This is a genomic window from Wolbachia endosymbiont (group A) of Anomoia purmunda, from assembly GCF_947251545.1.
GTDB lineage: Bacteria > Pseudomonadota > Alphaproteobacteria > Rickettsiales > Anaplasmataceae > Wolbachia.
In genome coordinates this window covers 351,162-370,007 of sequence record NZ_OX366362.1, presented here as the reverse complement: position 1 = coordinate 370,007, position 18,846 = coordinate 351,162, and the positions used below count along the sequence as shown (strand labels likewise).

General features: G+C 35.8%; 19 protein-coding genes, 2 tRNA genes and 1 pseudogene. 10 read left to right on the top strand and 12 right to left on the bottom strand.

Going from position 1 to position 18,846, the window contains the following annotated elements; translation table 11 throughout:
* Positions 1-23: 23 nt before the first annotated feature.
* Both OPR57_RS01830 and OPR57_RS01825 read left to right on the top strand, forming a co-directional pair.
* Positions 24-110: transfer RNA gene (locus tag OPR57_RS01830), tRNA-Ser, on the top strand.
* Between the two features lie 244 nt (positions 111-354).
* Positions 355-1,166, top strand: a pseudogene (locus tag OPR57_RS01825) (IS5 family transposase).
* Positions 1,167-1,346: 180 nt separating this feature from the next.
* On the opposite strand, the gene OPR57_RS01820 reads toward OPR57_RS01825, so the two are convergent.
* A complete protein-coding gene (locus OPR57_RS01820) occupies positions 1,347-2,234 on the bottom strand; it encodes an aspartate carbamoyltransferase catalytic subunit (protein WP_265037492.1) in 888 nt (295 codons plus the stop codon).
* A gap of 203 nt (positions 2,235-2,437) precedes the next feature.
* Entirely contained in the window at positions 2,438-3,463 is a 1,026-nt protein-coding gene (locus OPR57_RS01815) for an extracellular solute-binding protein (protein WP_265036998.1), read from the bottom strand.
* A gap of 544 nt (positions 3,464-4,007) precedes the next feature.
* Between OPR57_RS01815 and OPR57_RS01810 the strand changes: the two genes are divergently transcribed.
* Together OPR57_RS01810 and OPR57_RS01805 are read left to right on the top strand one after the other, a co-directional pair.
* Positions 4,008-4,190: a hypothetical protein gene (locus OPR57_RS01810; RefSeq protein WP_265036996.1), complete on the top strand. Its 183-nt coding sequence runs from the start codon at positions 4,008-4,010 to the stop codon at positions 4,188-4,190.
* On the top strand, positions 4,171-4,302 hold the full coding sequence (locus tag OPR57_RS01805) for a hypothetical protein (RefSeq protein ID WP_265036994.1): 132 nt from the start codon (positions 4,171-4,173) through the stop codon (positions 4,300-4,302). Before OPR57_RS01810 ends, OPR57_RS01805 begins: the two co-directional genes overlap by 20 nt.
* A 64-nt stretch (positions 4,303-4,366) precedes the next feature.
* Here the strand turns inward: OPR57_RS01805 and OPR57_RS01800 are convergent, their stop codons facing one another.
* Positions 4,367-5,704, bottom strand: a complete 1,338-nt coding sequence (locus tag OPR57_RS01800) for a hypothetical protein (protein WP_265036992.1) — start codon at positions 5,702-5,704, stop codon at positions 4,367-4,369.
* Between the two features lie 285 nt (positions 5,705-5,989).
* Between OPR57_RS01800 and OPR57_RS01795 the strand changes: the two genes are divergently transcribed.
* Positions 5,990-6,937 carry an IS110 family transposase gene (locus OPR57_RS01795; RefSeq protein WP_265035888.1) on the top strand — a complete coding sequence of 316 codons (948 nt, stop codon included), beginning with the start codon at positions 5,990-5,992 and terminating at the stop codon, positions 6,935-6,937.
* 450 nt (positions 6,938-7,387) lie between these two features.
* Here the strand turns inward: OPR57_RS01795 and OPR57_RS01785 are convergent, their stop codons facing one another.
* Together OPR57_RS01785 and rpmE are read right to left on the bottom strand one after the other, a co-directional pair.
* Positions 7,388-8,182, bottom strand: coding sequence for an NAD kinase (locus OPR57_RS01785; RefSeq protein ID WP_265036990.1), 795 nt, complete (start codon positions 8,180-8,182; stop codon positions 7,388-7,390).
* Between the two features lie 38 nt (positions 8,183-8,220).
* Complete coding sequence (rpmE, locus tag OPR57_RS01780; RefSeq protein WP_250294634.1) at positions 8,221-8,424, bottom strand: 50S ribosomal protein L31; 204 nt, start codon at positions 8,422-8,424, stop codon at positions 8,221-8,223.
* 128 nt (positions 8,425-8,552) lie between these two features.
* Between rpmE and fabD the strand changes: the two genes are divergently transcribed.
* Together fabD and OPR57_RS01770 are read left to right on the top strand one after the other, a co-directional pair.
* Positions 8,553-9,533 (top strand): ACP S-malonyltransferase, encoded by a 981-nt coding sequence (gene fabD / locus OPR57_RS01775; RefSeq protein ID WP_265036989.1) that lies wholly within the window; start codon positions 8,553-8,555, stop codon positions 9,531-9,533.
* 61 nt (positions 9,534-9,594) lie between these two features.
* Positions 9,595-9,720, top strand: coding sequence for a hypothetical protein (locus OPR57_RS01770; RefSeq protein WP_265026956.1), 126 nt, complete (start codon positions 9,595-9,597; stop codon positions 9,718-9,720).
* 147 nt (positions 9,721-9,867) lie between these two features.
* Here OPR57_RS01770 and gpmI read toward each other — a convergent pair whose 3' ends face one another.
* The 7 genes from gpmI to OPR57_RS01735 all read right to left on the bottom strand — a co-directional run bounded on the left by gpmI (position 9,868) and on the right by OPR57_RS01735 (position 15,498).
* The gene (gene gpmI, locus OPR57_RS01765) at positions 9,868-11,364 is read right to left on the bottom strand and encodes a 2,3-bisphosphoglycerate-independent phosphoglycerate mutase (protein WP_265036988.1); all 1,497 of its coding nucleotides are present in this window, start codon (positions 11,362-11,364) and stop codon (positions 9,868-9,870) included.
* A gap of 33 nt (positions 11,365-11,397) precedes the next feature.
* A tRNA-Asn gene (locus tag OPR57_RS01760) sits at positions 11,398-11,469 on the bottom strand.
* 383 nt (positions 11,470-11,852) lie between these two features.
* Positions 11,853-13,364, bottom strand: coding sequence for a bifunctional phosphoribosylaminoimidazolecarboxamide formyltransferase/IMP cyclohydrolase (gene purH / locus OPR57_RS01755; RefSeq protein WP_265036986.1), 1,512 nt, complete (start codon positions 13,362-13,364; stop codon positions 11,853-11,855).
* Positions 13,365-13,451: 87 nt separating this feature from the next.
* On the bottom strand, positions 13,452-14,351 hold the full coding sequence (gene fmt, locus OPR57_RS01750) for a methionyl-tRNA formyltransferase (RefSeq protein WP_265036983.1): 900 nt from the start codon (positions 14,349-14,351) through the stop codon (positions 13,452-13,454).
* A 12-nt stretch (positions 14,352-14,363) separates the two neighbouring features.
* Entirely contained in the window at positions 14,364-14,729 is a 366-nt protein-coding gene (gene rplT / locus OPR57_RS01745; protein WP_064125369.1) for a 50S ribosomal protein L20, read from the bottom strand.
* A gap of 20 nt (positions 14,730-14,749) precedes the next feature.
* A complete protein-coding gene (gene rpmI / locus OPR57_RS01740) occupies positions 14,750-14,956 on the bottom strand; it encodes a 50S ribosomal protein L35 (protein WP_015589253.1) in 207 nt (68 codons plus the stop codon).
* Positions 14,957-15,054: 98 nt separating this feature from the next.
* The gene (locus OPR57_RS01735) at positions 15,055-15,498 is read right to left on the bottom strand and encodes a PAS domain-containing protein (RefSeq protein WP_265036981.1); all 444 of its coding nucleotides are present in this window, start codon (positions 15,496-15,498) and stop codon (positions 15,055-15,057) included.
* Positions 15,499-15,672: 174 nt separating this feature from the next.
* On the opposite strand from OPR57_RS01735, the gene alaS reads away from it, so the two are divergent.
* The 3 genes from alaS to OPR57_RS01720 all read left to right on the top strand — a co-directional run bounded on the left by alaS (position 15,673) and on the right by OPR57_RS01720 (position 18,698).
* Positions 15,673-18,273 (top strand): alanine--tRNA ligase, encoded by a 2,601-nt coding sequence (gene alaS, locus OPR57_RS01730; protein ID WP_265036979.1) that lies wholly within the window; start codon positions 15,673-15,675, stop codon positions 18,271-18,273.
* A 94-nt stretch (positions 18,274-18,367) separates the two neighbouring features.
* The gene (locus tag OPR57_RS01725) at positions 18,368-18,547 is read left to right on the top strand and encodes a hypothetical protein (protein ID WP_265036976.1); all 180 of its coding nucleotides are present in this window, start codon (positions 18,368-18,370) and stop codon (positions 18,545-18,547) included.
* Positions 18,513-18,698, top strand: coding sequence for a hypothetical protein (locus OPR57_RS01720; protein ID WP_265036974.1), 186 nt, complete (start codon positions 18,513-18,515; stop codon positions 18,696-18,698). Before OPR57_RS01725 ends, OPR57_RS01720 begins: the two co-directional genes overlap by 35 nt.
* Positions 18,699-18,846 lie beyond the last annotated feature (148 nt).

Genomic DNA, 18,846 nt, shown 5'->3' with positions numbered 1-18,846 from the left:
TTTTCAATATTATGAATAAGCATGGAAAGGTGGCTGAGTGGTCTAAAGCACACGCTTGGAAAGCGTGCACATATGAAAATATGTCGGGGGTTCGAATCCCCCCTTTTCCGCATATTACTTCTAGAGTAGTATAAACCCGCCATGTCGTAACCGTTCACGCAATGGCGTCAACTTAAGGGATGTTAAGGAGTAAAATACTACAAGAAACAGCACTTTTGTTTCTATTTTATTTCAACAAAAAAGTTTAAAATGTGCCTTTTTTAGGTGAGGCATGCAAAAAGGAAAAGATCTTATCTTACAAATAGACTTCTTTCAAAATTGTTAGAGGGAGTGTAAGATGAAGTATTTGAAAGCATGAAATATAAGGAAATAGAAAAGTTAGAAGGAGAAAAGTTTCGACGTTTAACAGGGGTAAAAAAAGCAACATTTGAGCGAATGGTAGAAATTCTAGAAGTGGAGGATAAAAGAAAAAAAGCTAGAAGTGGAAGAAAAAGTAAACTTTGCATAGAAGACAGGCTACTTATGGCACTGGAATATATAAGAGAATATCGTACATATTTTCATATTGGGCAAAGCTATGGCATGAGTGAAAGTAACAGTTTTAAAATAATAAGATGGGTAGAAGACATATTAATAAAACATCCAGATTTTGCATTACCAGGAAAAAAAGAGCTATTAAAGAGTGATGTAGAATATGAAGTTTTAGTAATAGACGGAACTGAAACGCCAGTAGAGAGACCAAAAAAAAGCAAAAGCCCTTCTACTCTGGAAAGAAAAAAAGGCATACTATAAAAACACAAATAGTAACAGAGAAGAAGAGTAGAAAAGTCATATGCACATCTTTCTCGAATGGTAGAAAACACGGATGTTTAGAGAATCAAAGGTAGCAGTATTGCCGCAAACTAAAATCTTAGCTGATGCCGGCTACAGGGGAATGCAGAAGATACACAAAAATGTTGTATTACCGCACAGGAAAACGAAAAAGAATCCGTTAAGCAAAGAACAAAAAAAAGAGAACAGGGCACTTATGAGCCAAAGGGCAATTGTTGAAAACGTAATTGAAAAGGTTTAAAATCATCTCGGACAGGTATAGAAACCGACGAAAACGTTTTGGTTTAAGGTTTAATTTGATTGCTGCAATTCACAATTTTGAGCTCCCTACATGAATTTTGAAAGAAGTCTAATGATAAAAAATTTAGAGAGAAATTTTACACACTATCGCTGATATTTTTCCTTAAGTTGACGCCATTGTCTGTTCAGGGGAGGGATTTAAGAAACAATAGATAGGAAACCCTTGTCATTTCATGCCCACCTTTTTTGCATTAGTTGTGTAGCATCTTTTAATATTAACAAGGCCTATAATAGTGCAGCACTGCCTTACGTATTGCCAATCCGAATTCTACTTGCTGTAAAATAACACAATCTGCTACATCACTGCTAATCTCAATCCCTCTGTTTATTGGCCCTGGGTGCATAACAATCGCATCTGGTTTTGCGTATGATAGCTTTTGTGAATCAAGTCCATACAAATGAAAATATTCTTTCTCTGAAGAGCTATTATTCATGCGCTCTTTCTGCAGCCTCAAAAGTATAATTACGTCAGCATCCTTTATACCTTCAATTAATGAATAATGAACTGAATCTACTTCAGGAAAATGCTTACAAATCAAAGTTGGTGGTGCGACCAAGCTTATCTCTGCTCCAAACATTTTTAGCAATCTTATATTTGATCTTGCAACTCTACTGTGCAGAATATCTCCACATATTACAACTTTGAGGTCCTTTATTTGCTTTTTATGATTGATGATTACAAGATAATCTGCAAGAGCTTGAGTTGGATGTTCACTGCTTCCATCGCCTGCGTTGATTAGCGAGCAGTTAACATACTTTGCCAGTGTATTAATGATACCACTACTTTTATGCCTGATTATTATGTAATCAGGATTCATTGCATTTAATGTTTTAATCATGTCTTTTAGATTTTCTCCCTTGTTAATAGAAGAAGATCTTATTGGCAAAGTTACAACATTTGCTCCAAGGCTTTTTGCTGCTATTTCAAAAGACGCAAGTGTACGCGTTGAATCTTCAAAGAATAAATTTATTACTGTCTTATTTTCCAAGATATGACTATTTGCAACTTCTTTTTTAAGGTACTGGTTGGCCAACTTAGTTATATTTTCTACATCATCGACTGTAAGGTCTGAGATGTTTAACAAATTCCTTCTCTTGTTCATAGTTTCCTTTTCAACCACTTGAACCTATTCTACTTCCTTATTACCTTTTTTCAATAGACCTCTTGTGCAGCAATTGTTTTGGTGAAAGAACGGAAAAAGATAGTAAAGTCAAAATTAAGTTAGAAGGAAGAAAAAGTTCAGCGAGTCAAGAGTAAAGTATATTAGCATAAATCTTTCATTCCAGTGTTTAGTGGCACTGGGGATTACTTCCACTTACACTCATCGGCTATCATAACAGCCTCAAAAAGATGCTTCTCAAGTTCACTTAGAGGCAAATCACTTTGTGAATAATTTCCCCAAGACTTTAGTATATCGGAAGTTTCAACGCCTTCAACAATAGGGTATTCTTGGTTTTTTTTAGCGTATAACTCTTGAGCCTGCTTGCTTACTAAAAATTCCAATAAGACTATAGCATTTTCCCTGTTTTTTGCGTTTTTTGTTACTGCTGCACCACTGATGTTTACCATTACACCGTGATCGTTGCGATTAGGAAAAAAAGCCCCTAGCTTGTCTGCAACATTCTTTTTATTTTCTGATGAAAGAATTCTCGCAAAGTAGTAGCTGTTTACTATTGCAACATCTCCCTCAACAGCTGCTACGGCGTAAATTTGGTCAGTATCACCACCACTTGGTTTTCTTGCCATATTGCTCACAATTCCGCTTACCCATTCTTTCGTCTTTTCAAAACCATTATTTGCAATCATAAAAGCAATTAACGATCTGTTATATGGACTTGTAGAAGAACGCACTAATATTTTTCCTTTCCATTTTTCATTTGCTAAATCTTCATAAGTACTTAAGTCCTTAGGGTCTACTGACTCTTTATTGTAAACCAATATCCTAGTTCTTTTTGTAAGACCAAACCAATAATCTTCACTGTCTCTAAATTTTGCAGGTATAACACTTTTTAAAACCTCTGAATCTACTTGAGATAAAAGCCCTCTTTTTTTTGCTAGAATTAAGTTGACTGCATCTGCAGTTAAAAATAAGTCAGCTTCACCACCGTTTTCTATTCGTGAAAGTAGCTGAGAATAATCATCAATGATGTAACGTACTTTAATGCCTGTATTTTTTATGAATTCATCAAATAAAGTACGTACTAATTCTTCTTTGCGCGATGAATAAACATTTACCACTTGTGAGTCATTAGTTCCGTCGTTTCTGTATAAATAAGTAATGACTATTAATACAACTGCTATTAAGGATGTGAATATAAAGGCTTTTTTCATATTGGATAAAAAATAACTTCTTTCAGTTAAAGTTACCAAGATGGTGCAACTTTAGCAAGTGTAAAATTCGTTAGATAAGTCATAAAAACTTACTTGACAAGCTCCTCCAGCCCTCTTATCATGAAACTGAAGCTATTTATTTATCTTCGCAATCTGTGCAGGTTAATGACAAAAAACTTAGGGTATTTGGCGTCTCATGTTTAATTTTTCGCACTACGTGCATCGCATGTCTTTAAAAATTTTTAGGTTTTTACCTATATAAGCCGAAACGCGCTTACAAAGCGTTTAAGACAGCAAAAAACGTCAAATTGACAAGGGAGAATTTGAATGCTAGCTACTACGGGATTTCTTTGCCTTTTTTCCTGCTTAGTAAATTTCTTAAACACTTGCGGTGTAGGTTAGTTGCAAGTTAAAAGCAGCTAAATTGCTCTTAATCAAGCGTTTTAGAATAAAAAAAACGCCGATATTTTAGTACATAGTAAATAGCCAACCACCACGGGGCTTTTTTTGCCTTTTTTTTTATTTGGTAAATTTCTTAATGTTTATGGCTAAAGATTGCACGAATGTTGCAATTACAAAAACGATTTCTACTAGGGTGTCATCCCAGTGCTTGACACTGGGATCCAGCTTCTATGCAACCTCATCAAAAACATTCATTCAGTATAAACTTTCCATGCTAGTTTACAAGCAAACTTTTCTGGATCCCAGTGTCTGGGCACTGGGATGACAAAGAAATAGGCACTGGGATGACACCTACGCACGCTCACTTTGTCATTCTAGCGTGTGACCAGAAAAAACATAGACCCCAAGTGTCAGCTACTTTCATGACATCATTATAAAGTGTCACGCGCTGGGATGACGAAGAAAGAGCATAAGGCATTGTGTTTTACGTTGTGCATTTTATTAACCGACACTATAAACAACATCCTTACAATTATGAGATTGGACTACAACTTGCTCAAGCCTTAAGCTGCTGCGTTTAGCGTCTTTACTGTGGTTTTCTCCAAGAACCTCTGTTCTTTCTTGTTTTATTTCTTCAATGAATTTCTTGTTAACGCTTTCAGGGTCAATCTTTTCCTGCGAATATATAAGATTAGTGCAATTTGTTTTTCTATAATAATGCACGCCAAGACATATAATTGATAATGCAAGTATACCAGAACCTATAAGTAATGATAGTCCTATGTTATTAGTCAAAGGGTTTTGGTAAAATTTTTGTACGTTATTAACACCGCCTTCCGCATACAGCAATAAAGGAAGTGCTATATTTGCAGCAACTACACCGGTCAGTAATGCAGTAAATAGTGGCCTATTGTTAATTACTGATTCTATTTTATTAGTTCTACTAACTACTTTTTCGTCAATGTTAATGAAGCCTCGTTTAGCTTCCCAAGCATTAAGTACAAAATTTGAATGAGTGCCATTACTATATTCCAGTCTTACAGATTTTATAGCTTTATCTTTTGGCTGGTGCTTCAACACCTCAGCTAAAATTTCATTTGCATCTTTTCCTTGAGTTTTATGCTCTGCAGTATTTCTAAACTGTTTTATTGCAAAAAATATTGGACCAATTGCAAGCAATGCAGCAAGTGCAATGACTGGTATAGTGATATATTTTGGGCTGTTTGTAAAAAATGCAATAAATTTTTCTTTATCTTGTAAATATAATAAAGCTGCAGATGTGCTGAGTATAATAGCACTTGCAGTAAAAATTACAAAACCCTTCTGCTGCATGGCATATTTTGCTCTTGGCCAGATTCTGTTTGTTTTTTTGCTTGAGCTGATTAGAGGAGTTTCTGAACCTACTTCACTACTTTCAATGTCTGCATTATCTTCTGGTGTCAAAGGAGTTGGAGGTGTACCTGGATCACCAAATTTGTTACCGAAGAATTTTCCTAATATTTTATTACTATCCCAATGGTCACTAAATTCCGTTTCTTGTGAAACTGATCTTCTCATTTCAGGGCTTTGACCACCTATTCCACTGTCAAAACTCTTTTTCGAAGATTTTGTCTTTGGGTCTATAGTTGCATAAATAGGTTCTCCTGACACACCACCCGAATTTGTTAGCATTTGTGACACATCAACATGAGTTGGCTCATTTTCTATGTGAGAAGGGGTGTTTACTGGTACTTGAGTATCAAGATCAAGCGAATTTCTGTCTGGTGTTATCCCACCATCTTCACTTCTTAGTGTATAAGAAAGTGGTTCTACTGTATCTTGATCTTGTGTTCCTGGCATATTTGCTCCAAAATTGATTACTATGTTGTGTTGATTACGCTATAGTTATTAAGATGTAGTAAATTGTAAGTTGGAAATGTGATATAAAAAGAAGCAAGAAGGAAGATAACTCTATAAAAATGTGGTTATCGCCAGGCTTGAGCGACCGTAAGACGGTAGTATTATAACATACGTAGATATCAAGGTACTCAAGCCTATCCTTCGAGACGTTTGAATAGTTGTTTGGGACATATATATGCACCCGTTTACAATCTTAAATTTTAACTTAAACTCTCGAGGTTCTTTATGGTTACATCTTATCAAAATTTTATTGGCATTGATATCGGAAAACTTGAATTTGTTACTGCAGTTAATGAACAAAAAGGTGTCATCAAATTTGACAATAGTTGTGTTGGTTGGAAACAATTCTACCAAAAATTTTCAAATATCTTGCCCAACTCCATGGTAATTTTAGAAGCTACAGGAGGTTATGAGCTTGGCTTATTGTATTTTCTTATTGATAGAAACATTGCTGTGCATCGTGCTAATACTCGTCAAGTTAAAAACTTCATTCTATCTCATGGAACTTTGGCAAAGACCGACAGTCTTGATGCAAAAGCGCTTGCCCAATATGGTTCTGAGCGTTGTGGACATCTGCAGCTATTTACACCTATCTCAAAAGAACAAACCACCTTGTTTGCACTTTGTCAGCGTCGTGACGATATTACGAAAATGCTTGTTCAAGAGAAGAATAGGCTAAAAACTCCTGGAAATGATTACATTAAGGAAAGTTGTCAACAAGCTATTGAATTCCTCAACAACCAGGTAGAAAAGCTTGATCAAGCTATACAAAAAATAGTCAATGAAAATCCTGAATTGCAACGATGCCAAAAAATTCTTGAAACAGTCCCTGGAATAGGTAGAAAAACCTCTCAATGTTTATTGTGTCTCATACCGGAACTTGGTTCTTTAAATAAAAGGCAAATTGCAAGCCTTGCAGGTGTTGCGCCTCATCCTAAGGAAAGTGGTAAAGCTATTGGCTACCGAAGGATTATAGGTGGAAGAAGTAACGTTCGTTCAAAGCTTTTTACAGCTGCCATGGCTGCTGCAAGGTCCAAATCTGCACTTGGTGCCTTTTATTCTAAGCTTATTGAAAGTGGTAAGAAAAAGATGGTGGCTATAACAGCTCTAATGCGTAAAATAATAGTGATTGCTAATGCAAGGCTTAAAGAAGCAGTTAATTTGCATATTTAAAAATTTACATAGCAATAACTGAAATTGGTTAATGAATATGCGCGTCCACACACATTAAAAGCGCATATTCATTAACTTAAGCAGAAATTGCTGTGGTGGCTGTTTGATACAAAATTCTGTTTCTATAACAAATGGGTTTTTATTGCCCATATGAAGTTGCAAAACTACAAATAAAAAATTTTTAAAAAAACATAGTTGATACCAGTTTACAGATAATGTATCTGTTTAGCAGAGTGGCAAAATAAGGTAGACGAGAAAAGACAACTATAGGAACAATGGGTGTCATCCCAGTGCCCAGACACTGGGATCCAGAAAATTTGATTGTGTACTATACAACATTTTCGATCAAAAGCTGGATTCCAGTGTCAAGCACTGGAATGACATCACAGGGGCATTGGAATTTTTGTTTCAATATTTGTACATTAGCCATGCATCTGAACAGATACATTATTAGTATAGAAATTGTCTATCAAAGATCCTTTCATTCAGAGGATAATCTTTGTCAAAAAGCAAAGTTATTGTGTTTTCGTGGTCTTTTTGTATTTTTATCTGTGATATATTATGAAACTCCTTGTAATCTGATACTACAAGTGCTGGACGGTTTTTTGTGTCGTTAACGTCAATTTGTACGATCGTATCATTTGAGATTAGTGCTCCATTCCAATGCCTTGGGTAATAGCTATTGATAGAAGTGAGTGCAAGTAAATTTGAATTTAGCGGCAAGATTCGGCCACCGGCAGAGAAGTTATATGCAGTGCTGCCTGTGGGAGTAGATAATATTACTCCGTCCCCTCTAAATTTCTCTACTTTTAGCTTATCATTGATAGTAATATTCATTTCTACTATTTGGTTTGCTTTTCTAAAAACATATACTTCGTTTACTGCTATGTAATGATATCTCTTGCCACTTGTATCTGTTGCTTCCATTTTTAGCAAAGTTAACTGAGTTGAAGTTGCATGCTCTATATGATCAATTAAGTCTTCACTGCGGCTAAAACATTTATTCATCAAAAACCCAACATTGCCAGTGTTTATCCCATACACATGCATGTTTTTATTTTCTATGACGTAATTGTGCAAAGTGCGTAGCATAAAGCCATCACCGCCAACAACTATCAATAGATCGATTTCAGACTTATTTTCTTCTGTTATATTGATAAAATTAAGTTTCTTTAATAGTTTAGATACTTCCTGCGATTTTGGTGATGGAGAAGCAACATAGCCTATATTTTTGTATTTATGCATGCTTCAGTAAACTCTCTAAAACTTAAAGAGGAGGAAAATTAGAAAATACTGCCATATTTATCGTTAAACTTAGCTAATTTGCTAGTTTTACTTGCTGAGCCGCTTGTCAAACTTCCAGTCCATGCAGGGTGAGTAAGAGGATCTCTGTCAAGTTTTACCCTATCTCCCTCCTTTCCATAAGTGGAACGAGTTTCAAACTCTTGACCGTCTGTCATAACTATAATAATTTTATGATAATTCATTGTTGCTTATAAACTTTTAGTCAGTTAACATTCTAGTGAACTTAATTCACTAAGTCAATCATTATTCTAAAATATTGACAAAAAATAAATAAAATGTTATACTTAATAAGGAATAAATAATAATTATCATGATTTCCGCTTTCCCTGGTCAGGGCTCTCAGTTTGTAGGAATGGGAAAGAGCTTATATAGTGAGTTTTCCGTTGCAAGACAAGTATTTAATGAAGTAGATAGCATATTGGGTACAAAGCTGTCTCATTTAATCTTCAACGGTCCTATTGAAGAATTAACCATTACAGAAAACGCTCAGCCAGCTATAATGGCAGTGTCAATTGCAATGCTACGCGTTATCGAGCATGTGTTTGGCAAATCTCTTTTCACTGATCACAATGTTAAGTATGTTTGTGGGCATTCAGTTGGAGAGTATACGGCGCTGTGTGCTGCAGGAGCGTTAACGCTTGAGTCTGCAATCAAGCTGCTGAAAGTTCGCAGCGAAGCAATGCATGAAGCTTCACTGAAATGTAAAGGCGGAATGGTTGCGTTGCTTGGAGCAGAGATAAATGAAGTGGAAGATATATTGAAATCAGTTCAAATTGACGGAATTTGTGAAATTGCAAACGATAACGGTGGCGGACAAGTGGTTATAAGTGGCACTAGAGAAGCTCTTGAAATGTTACCTGATTTATTCAAAAACTCGAGTGTGAAGAAACTGATTAAATTACAAGTTAGTGGGCCTTTTCATTCATCTCTTATGAAACCTGCTGATGAAAAAGTTTTGGAGTTTTTGAAGGGTATTAAAATAACCCGTCCTATAGTTCCTTTGATATCAAATGTTACAGCTAAAGAGGAGAGTGATCCCAAAGTTATAAAAACTTTACTCGCCAAGCAAGTTGTAAGCAGAGTGAAATGGAGAGAAATGGTTTTGTATATGTCAAGCCGTGGCATTAACAAATTTGTTGAAATTGGCCCTAATAAAGTTTTATCTAATTTGGTCAAAAGAATTGACCAATCTATCAGTACAAAAAATATAGATAGTATTGGTGATATTGACAGCTTCTTTAATGAATCATTAGTACTAACAGCGAAAAATTTAAAAGTTGGATTAAGTTAAAACACATCTATTTGATGTCATTCCGGTGCATAACGCTGCCTAGCTGGAATGACAGAGGGTAATGCAAGAAATCAACGAACTACCTGTCATTTCATCCGGTTTCTTAATTCCAAGTAGCTGTAAAATAGTAGGGGCAATATCAGATAACTCCTATGATGTCATTCCAGTGCTTGACACTGGAATCTAATCTTTCACTATCAAAGATATTATTTTTAATATAAGATTACAACTTAATCTTTAATCTGGATTCCAGTGTCAAGCACTGGAATGACACCTTTCCGGTGTCTCAAACTACAACAGCTGTGCATATCCAGTTAGAGAGTAATGCGAAAAATTATACAATCAACGAACTACCTGTCATTTCATCCGGTTTCTTAATTCCAAGTAGCTGTAAAATAGTAGGAGCAATATCAGATAACCTTCCGTCTCTTAGTTTTAGATTATCGCAAGACACAATAAATGGCACTTTATTTAGAGTGTGTGCTGTATGAGGTGTATTATTTTCTTCATCGAACATACATTCCACATTACCATGGTCTGCAGTAACAATTAATGCGGTGTTACTTGACTTTTTAACAGCACTCAGCACTTTTGCAAGACAATCATCTACAGCTAGCACAGCTTTCTCGGCTGCTTTTATATTACCTGTATGTCCTGCCATGTCAGGATTAGCGTAATTTACAACTATCAGTGCAAATTCTTGGGAGTGAATTTTTTCTACAAGCTTTTCTGTGAGCTCGAAGGCTGACATTTCGGGCTGCAAATCGTAAGTTTGAACTTTTGGTGAGGGAATGAGTGTTCTTTCTTCACCAGAGAAAGGTTCTTCTTTTCCACAATTGAAAAAGAAAGTCACATGAGCGTATTTCTCGGTTTCGGCGATGCGTAATTGTTGCAATTTATTGTCTGCTATTACCTGCCCTAAAGTGTTAGCAAAAGATGTAGGAGGAAAAATATAAGGGATCTGAAGATCTTTTTTATATTTCATCATGCTTAGAATTGAAGAGAATTTTGCTACCTTAGCGTAATCTGTTTTGCCAAGCAAAATACTTGCTAATTGTATCATTCGATCAGCACGAAAGTTAGCCAACAGCACTCCATCTTCTGGTTTTATACCTTGATAGTCACCTATTACTGCAGGCCTAATAAACTCATCAGTTATGTTGTTTTGATAATTTTCATCAATCAACGATACTGCATTATCATGACGAGGTGCCTTTGCAAATGCGATAGCCTCATAAGCTTCGATTGTTCTCTCCCACCTGTTATCACGGTCCATAGCATAGTAACGCCCAGAAACAGTAGCAATTCTTATGTCATTATTCTTTATATTCTCTTCAAATTCTTGAATGCATTTTTTTCCTGAATTCGGCAATGTGTCTCTGCCATCTAAAAATGCATGTATCACCACTTTTATTCCATGCTGTGATATTTTATTTGCTAAAGTTGAAATATGCTTTTGATGCGAATGAACACCACCATCAGACACCAATCCCATCATATGGCATACTCCGTTCTTACTTTTTAGATCATTAATAAAACTTTGTAGATTTACATTGTTTTCTATTGTTCCAATCTCTTGATTAATGCGCTGAAGGCTTTGCATTACCACTCTACCACTGCCAATATTCATGTGGCCAACTTCTGAATTACCTATTTGACCACTAGGTAACCCCACATCAGTTCCACAGGCGGATAAACTGCATTTTGGATAATTAGAGCTAATATATTGCCAACAGGGTGGATTTGCGTTGCTGATAGCATTGTATTTACTGCTTTCTACTCCATTTCCCCAGCCATCTAGTATACATAAAACGACTGATTTAATGCCCATATAAAATCAACACTAAAATTCAACAGAGAAGAGCTCCCCGGGCCGGATTCGAACCAGCGACCAATTGGTTAACAGCCAACTGCTCTACCACTGAGCTACCGAGGAATAAACCGTCTTTAATTTATCATGTAGAGCGTTGATTGTAAACGGTTTTTATTTGATATTCTACAAAACGCGATGTTAAATGCATAGAAAATCAAACATTTGTATCTGTTCAGACGCATGGCTAATGTACAAATATTGAAACAAAAATTCCAGTGCTTCCTTTCTTGTCATCCCAGTGCTTGACACTGGGATCCAGCTTTTTCATAATCATCAAAACGTTGTATTTTAACATAAAACGGCTACTTTTATGCTTACCAACTTAATAAAATTCCTGGATCCCAGTGTCAAGCACTGGGATGACACCATTTGTTGTAAACTCACTTTTACTCTATGGTCTTGCCGCTATCCTGAACGGATACAAACATTTACATAAGACACAAAGCCTAATGGAAAAAACTGCGGACGCCAGTGAAAAACATAGCAATTTTATTTTCATTTGCAGCTTTTATCACATCTTGATCTTTCAGCGAGCCGCCGGGCTGAATTATAGCTGTAATCCCATGTTTTGCACTTTCTACTATGCTATCTGGGAATGGAAAAAATGCATCTGAAGCAAGCACTGCACCTTTACATTTTTCACCTGCTTTTTTCACTGCAATGTTCACACTATCTATTCTGCTTGTTTGCCCTGCGCCGATGCCAATAGCACAACCATCTTTTGCTATAACTATTGCATTGGATTTCACATGTTTACATATTTTCCAGGCAAAAATAAGATCTTCCTTTTCTTTTTCTGTTGTAGTGCATTTTGTTACTTGTTCTGCTTTTATTGTGTGGTTATTATTTTCTTGCACCAAAAACCCACCAACAACATTTTTAATTTGGTATTTCACATTTTGTTGGAAAGATTTATGAATAATCACTCTTAAATTTTTCTTTCTTTGTAAAATTTTTAGTGCCTCATTGTTTACCGATGGTGCTATCACTACTTCCAAAAATATCTCGTTTAATTTTTCTGCTAGCTTTAAATCTATCTCCCGATTTAAGGCAACTATGCCACCAAAACTGCTTACTTCATCACACGATAGAGCTTTTTTATATGCCTCCAAAGCATTATTACTAACAGCAGCGCCACATGGGTTATTGTGCTTTATTATCACTGCTGCAGGCTCTTTAAACTCAGAAATTATGTTAAGTGCGGACTCTATATCTACTATATTATTATAACTCAACTCTTTTCCATGTATTTTTTCCAGCGGATATTTGGTAAATTGATTGCTATAAAATGCAGCTTTTTGATGAGAATTTTCACCATACCTGAGTTCTTGTACTTTATGTCCATACAGTGCAAAAAACTCTGGCAACTCATTATTTTTACTCTGGGATAAAAAACAACTGTGAATATTAGAATCGTAGCGTGCAGTAAGAGCAAATGTTTTGGTTGCTAAATATTTTCTATATTCCAATGTTGTTTCATTGTTATTTTTTATCATCTCAGCTTTTAGTGCTTCGTAGTCTTGAATGCTAGAAATAACTGAAGTAAAACGAAAGTTTTTTGCTGCAGCTCTAATTAACGCCACTCCGCCGATATCAATTTGTTCTATAATTTGCTCTTCATTTGAGCCGCTACTTACTGTTTCCCAAAATGGGTATAGGTTAGTTATAAGCAGGTCTATTGGCTCAATACCTAGATTTTGTATTTCCGTTTTGTGTTTTTCTCTATTGCAAAGTATTCCTCCATGAATTTTAGGGTGTAAAGTTTTTACTCTACCACCCAGTATCTCTGGAAATTGTGTGTAATCTGAGACCTCTTGTGTTTTTATTCCGGCATCAGATAGTGCTTTATAAGTATTTCCCGTTGAAAGAATTTCTATTTGTTGCTGCATTAAAAACGATGCAAGATCAATTATATTCGTTTTATCGTATACTGATATTAAAGCTCTTTTTATTTTCATTTTTATATGGAAAGTTTTTTAAGATTATATCTAAGAAAAAGAAATTTAGCTATTACATTTCTACACTAAGCTCTTTTTTAAAGCAGTCTATTCTATAAATTTTTTTACCATGCTTGATTTCAAGCCACGAATAAAATCTTCAATACTACAAGGATTTCTCCCTTCCATTTGTACAACTTTAGGAATTAAAGTGCCACCTTTTAAACTTATGTGCATATTATCGTTAATAATCTCACCTTGTTCTGAAGCGAAAGCTTCAAAGTCAGCATCAAGTATCCTGATACGTTTATTCTCTATCTTGATAAACGCTTTTGGGTAAAACGCTTTAACCTTTCTATAAGCAACTTCACAGGCATCACTTGCATAAATTTTATAGTCTTCCACTTTGTCAGCGTAACATGCATCGTTATCGTTCTGTTTTAAGAGAAGCTGTTTTTCAATTTCATTTAACACCTCAAGCAGTAAATCACTGCCTAGCTTAGATAATTTATCATGCAATGTCTTGTAATTATCGTTCTTTTCGATAAGAAATTTTTCCTGTTTTAAAATAGGGCCGGAATCTAATCCTTCATCCAATTGCATAATGCTAACCCCGGTTTCTTGATCTCCTGCTAAAATTGTGTGCTGTATCGGGGCTGCACCACGCCACCTTGGTAGTAATGAAGGATGAATATTAATACAACCATATTTTGGAATATTCAAAATTTCTCTTGGAAGTATCAATCCATACGCGGCAACAACTGCAACGTCTGGTTTGAAATTTCTAAATTTTTCTTGCTCTGCTGAAAACTTTAGAGAGATAGGAGTACATACCTCTATGTTACTTTCTTCAGCGATAACATGTACTGGAGATTTCGTTGGCTTTTGTCCACGCCCCGAAGGTTTTGGAGCCTTGGTGTATACTGCTACCACTTCGCTCTTTGATTTCAGTAACAAGCTCAGAGAATTAACAGCAAATCCTGGTGACCCCATGAAAATAATTCTCATGGTGTTTTTGCTTTAAGAATTCTCCGCTAATTTACCACTTACAGCTTCCACTAATTTGGCAAAATCATCCTTATAATTAACTGCCATCTCAGCAAGAATTTTTCTATTTAAATCAATGCCGGCAAGTGTAAGACCATGCATAAACCTACCATAAGTAAGCCCATGCTCTCTTGCTGCTGCATTAATACGTATTATCCATAAGCTACGGAAATCACGTTTACGGGTTCTTCTGTCTCTGTAAGCATATTGCAGTGCTTTTTCAACTCTTTGTAATGCAATTCTATAACAGCTTTTTGCGCGTCCTCTATAACCCTTTGCCAATTTCAATATTTTTTTATGACGAGCGTGAGTAGTGACTCCACGTTTTACCCGAGCCATTTTATTTTACCTCCATTTTGTTAAATACCATAAGGCATATAAAGCTTAACTATACGCGAGTCAGATTTACCAAGAATCGTTGTACCGCGCTGATTACGAATATTAGATTTACTTCTCTTTACCATGCCATGCCTTTTGCCTGACTGAGTAGAAATGACTTTACCCTTAGCTGTAAGGTGAAAGCGCTTTTTAACAGAAGATTTGGTTTTTAATTTTATTTTCTTCATATCCCAAATAAATTTACAAGCACTACTATTGAGTTCTTTAATAGTAATTAAGCATTAGTATAAATAATTTTATTAAAGAATCAAATTAAAATTGTATATTAAAGGAGTTTAAAAGTAATTACGCCTAATATATGTGTTATACCTTCTTTATTCCCAAGTGGCAACAATACTTGCCTCATTTTAACACTTTCACTTTCTTCCTCTTCATTGATCGGGCATTTACTCTCGATTACAGTATCAAGTTTATCAATAACTGCATCTATTTTATATAGTCGCAGAAATGGTGCATCAATTGCATACTTATTATCAATGCGCATCTTTTTCTCAAAACCATAGAATTCAACAGCCTTTTCTCCTGCATTTTCACAAATATAACCTTGATCCTTGACTTCAATGACAAAACAATGCTGCCATGACTCCATTATTTCTGCAGTGTCTATTTCATGCCTTTCTGGCCAATCTCTGTCTGATCCTTTTATGTCATTCCAGTGTTGAGTCACCACATTTGCTATTCTTTTTTCTTTGCCTACATAAATTTCCATTCCAATTTCCACATATAAAACACAGATATGAGGTAAATTTATCGTGAATATATTGATTTTTTCTTACCACAAGGTGCATGTCACTAGAAGTTCTGAGATCTAGAGAGTGGTGGTATTGTAATTGATTTTATTTCCATTGCAGCTTATTATTCATGAATAATCTCAATAAAAACGATGAAACTAAACGAAATCAGAGAAAGATTTATAAAATTTTTTGTAAGTAATGACCACGAGCAGGTTTCTTCTTCTCCTTTGATTCCAGAACATGACCCAACGCTCATGTTCACAAATGCTGGTATGGTGCAGTTTAAAAATATTTTTACTGGTGCTCAAAAAACTGAAATGAAACGTGCTGTCTCAAGTCAAAAGTGCCTAAGAGCAGGTGGTAAACACAACGATCTTGAAAATGTTGGCTATACAACTCGGCATCACACATTTTTTGAAATGCTCGGAAATTTTAGCTTCGGTGATTACTTTAAGGAAACTGCGATAGAATTTGCGTGGGAATTTATCACTAAGGAGTTATCTCTTGATAAAAACAGACTATCCATAACCGTCTATCATACTGATGATGAGGCGTACGAGATTTGGCGTAAGATAAGTGGCTTTTCAAGTGATAAAATCATAAGAATTACAACGGATGATAACTTTTGGAGTATGGGAAGCACTGGTCCATGCGGTCCATGTTCTGAAATTTTTTATGACCATGGGAGTCCTAATTTACAAGAGGGCGATAGAATTGTTGAAATCTGGAATCTGGTATTCATGGAGTTTAACAAAGATGAAGAAGGTAATTTACACAAATTGCCAAAAAAATGCATCGATACTGGAATGGGCCTTGAAAGAATAGCGGCTGTTATGCAAAACGTCCATGATAACTATGATATTGATCTATTTTCTGCTTTGATAAGTAAATCACAGGAGTACTGTGGAAATACGGAAAATAAAGTAGCCCATAAGATCATTGCAGATCATCTTCGCGCGGCTGCATTTCTCATCGCAGAAGGAGTGCTTCCTGGAAATGAGGGCAGGAATTACGTATTACGCAGATTAATTAGGAGAGCCACACGTTATATTCACCTGCTTGGATATAATGATTCCCTACTCCATCGTATTTTTCCAGTGTTGATAGATAGCACGAGTTCGGCTTATATGGGAGCTGAATTAGTCAGAGCTAAAAGCTTAATAGAAACGACGTTAAAATCAGAGGAAGAAAACTTTAAAGACACTTTGATGAAAGGTATCAATCTCCTGGAGAAATTCACTACAGATTTAAAATCGGGCGATACTTTGCCTGGAGAATCAGCGTTTAAGTTATATGACACCTACGGATTTCCTTTGGATATTACACTTGATATTTTAAAAGAGAAAAAAATAAATTTTGACCAGAAGGGTTTTGATGATGCAATGGGAGAACAAAAAGAGAGAGCACGTGCTAAATGGGCTGGATCTGGTGAAAAATCTGTTGAGCAAGTATGGTTTGATTTAATCAATAAATTTGGCAAAACAAAATTTGTTGGTTATGAGTTCAATGAAGTAAGTGATGCGAAAATACTAGCTATAGTTTCCTCTAAAAATGAAGTAATTGATTCTGCAAAGGAGGGAGAAAAGATAACCATTATACTTGATAAAACACCTTTTTATGGCGAGTCAGGTGGACAAGTGGGAGATACTGGCAGTCTGATCAAACCTGGTAGAAGTATTATTATAGTCGAGAATACCAATAAGGTTAATGACCTATGTTTGCACAGATGCATAGTTAAATTCGGTTCAATTTGTAAAGGTGACACAGTTACAGCAAGCATAGATAAGGAAAGAAGGCAAGCCTTAAGAAGAAATCATTCAGCTACACACCTTTTGCACTTTGTATTGAGAAAAATCTTGGGTGATCATGTCACTCAAAAAGGTTCCCTAGTTGCACCGGATAAGTTACGATTTGACTTTAGTCATAACACTCAAGTTACTCAGGATCAGCTATTCTTAGTAGAAGATATGGTAAACTCTCTAATCAGAGAAAACCTTTCTACGTCTACAAAAATTCAGAGCATGAATCAGGCAATAGACGAAGGAGCTATGGCGTTATTCGGTGAAAAATATGGCAACCAAGTAAGAGTAGTGAAGATTGGAGATTCAAGGGAACTGTGTGGTGGCACACACGTTGAACATACTGGAGAAATTGGTTTGTTTAAGATAGTAACAGAGAGTTCTGTTGCTTTTGGAGTAAGGAGAATTGAAGCTTTAACTGGTCAGGAAGCAATCAATTATGTACGTGATAATGAAATTAACTTAAAAAAAGTTGCAGAATTCGTAAAAGCGCCAGTGAGTGAAATAACAAGCAGATTAAGTATTTTAAGTCAAGAACACAAAAAATCCGAAACCAAAATAAAAAACCTATATAAAAAGCTTGTGAGTGCAGAGAATATAAAAAGCACCGAAATAAATGGAATAAATTTTATAAGCCACACTTTCACTGATATTCCAGCAAATGTAATAAGAGAGTTTGTTTTGCAGCAACAAAAACCAAAAACGGTAATAGCTTTTACGGCAACAGAAAAAGATAAAACAGTCTTGATTATTAAAGTAAGTAAAGACTTAATCAATAAGATTAGCGCAAAAGAACTAATATCCATAGCAGTTAAAAAGAACTGTGGTGGGAATGCTGAACTTGCACAAACAGGCTGTGATAGCAATAAAATAGATGATGTCATTACAGCCATTTATAGCAAAATAACAGCTTCTAAGCACTCTACGTCATACCGCCGCGGTATCTCTTAGCCGCTAACACGTAGCGGGATGACGGTTGTCAGGCTAGCCTGTCATCCGAGTAGCTTGACTACTTGGATCCAGGAAAAAGAATGGTGTCACCCCAGTGCCTTCTCCTGTCATCCAAGTAGCTGACACTGGTTTCTATCCAAAAAGGTGTCATCCCAGTGCCCCTATGATGTCATCCCAGTGCGTGACACTGGGATCTAGCAAGCTTTGCTTGCAAATAAGTCTAATACGCGTCGCGTTTTATGCCAAAACACAATTGGAGTTACATGCAAAATAGATCCCAGTGCTCCTTTCTCGTCATCCCAGTGCTTGACACTGGGATCCAGGAAAGTTTGCTTGTAAGCAAGCAAACTAGCATAGAAAGTGGTTACAACATTTTCGATGAGATTATATGGAAAACTGGATTCCAGTGCCAAGCACTGGAATGACACCATTTTCGGTCTCTTAAATTGCTTTAGCCATAAACATTAAGAAATTTACCAAATGAAAAAAAAGGCAAAAGAAGCCCCGTGGTTAACTAGTTATTTATATGTACTTCAAAATATTGGCGTTTTTTATTCTAAACGCTGCAATTTA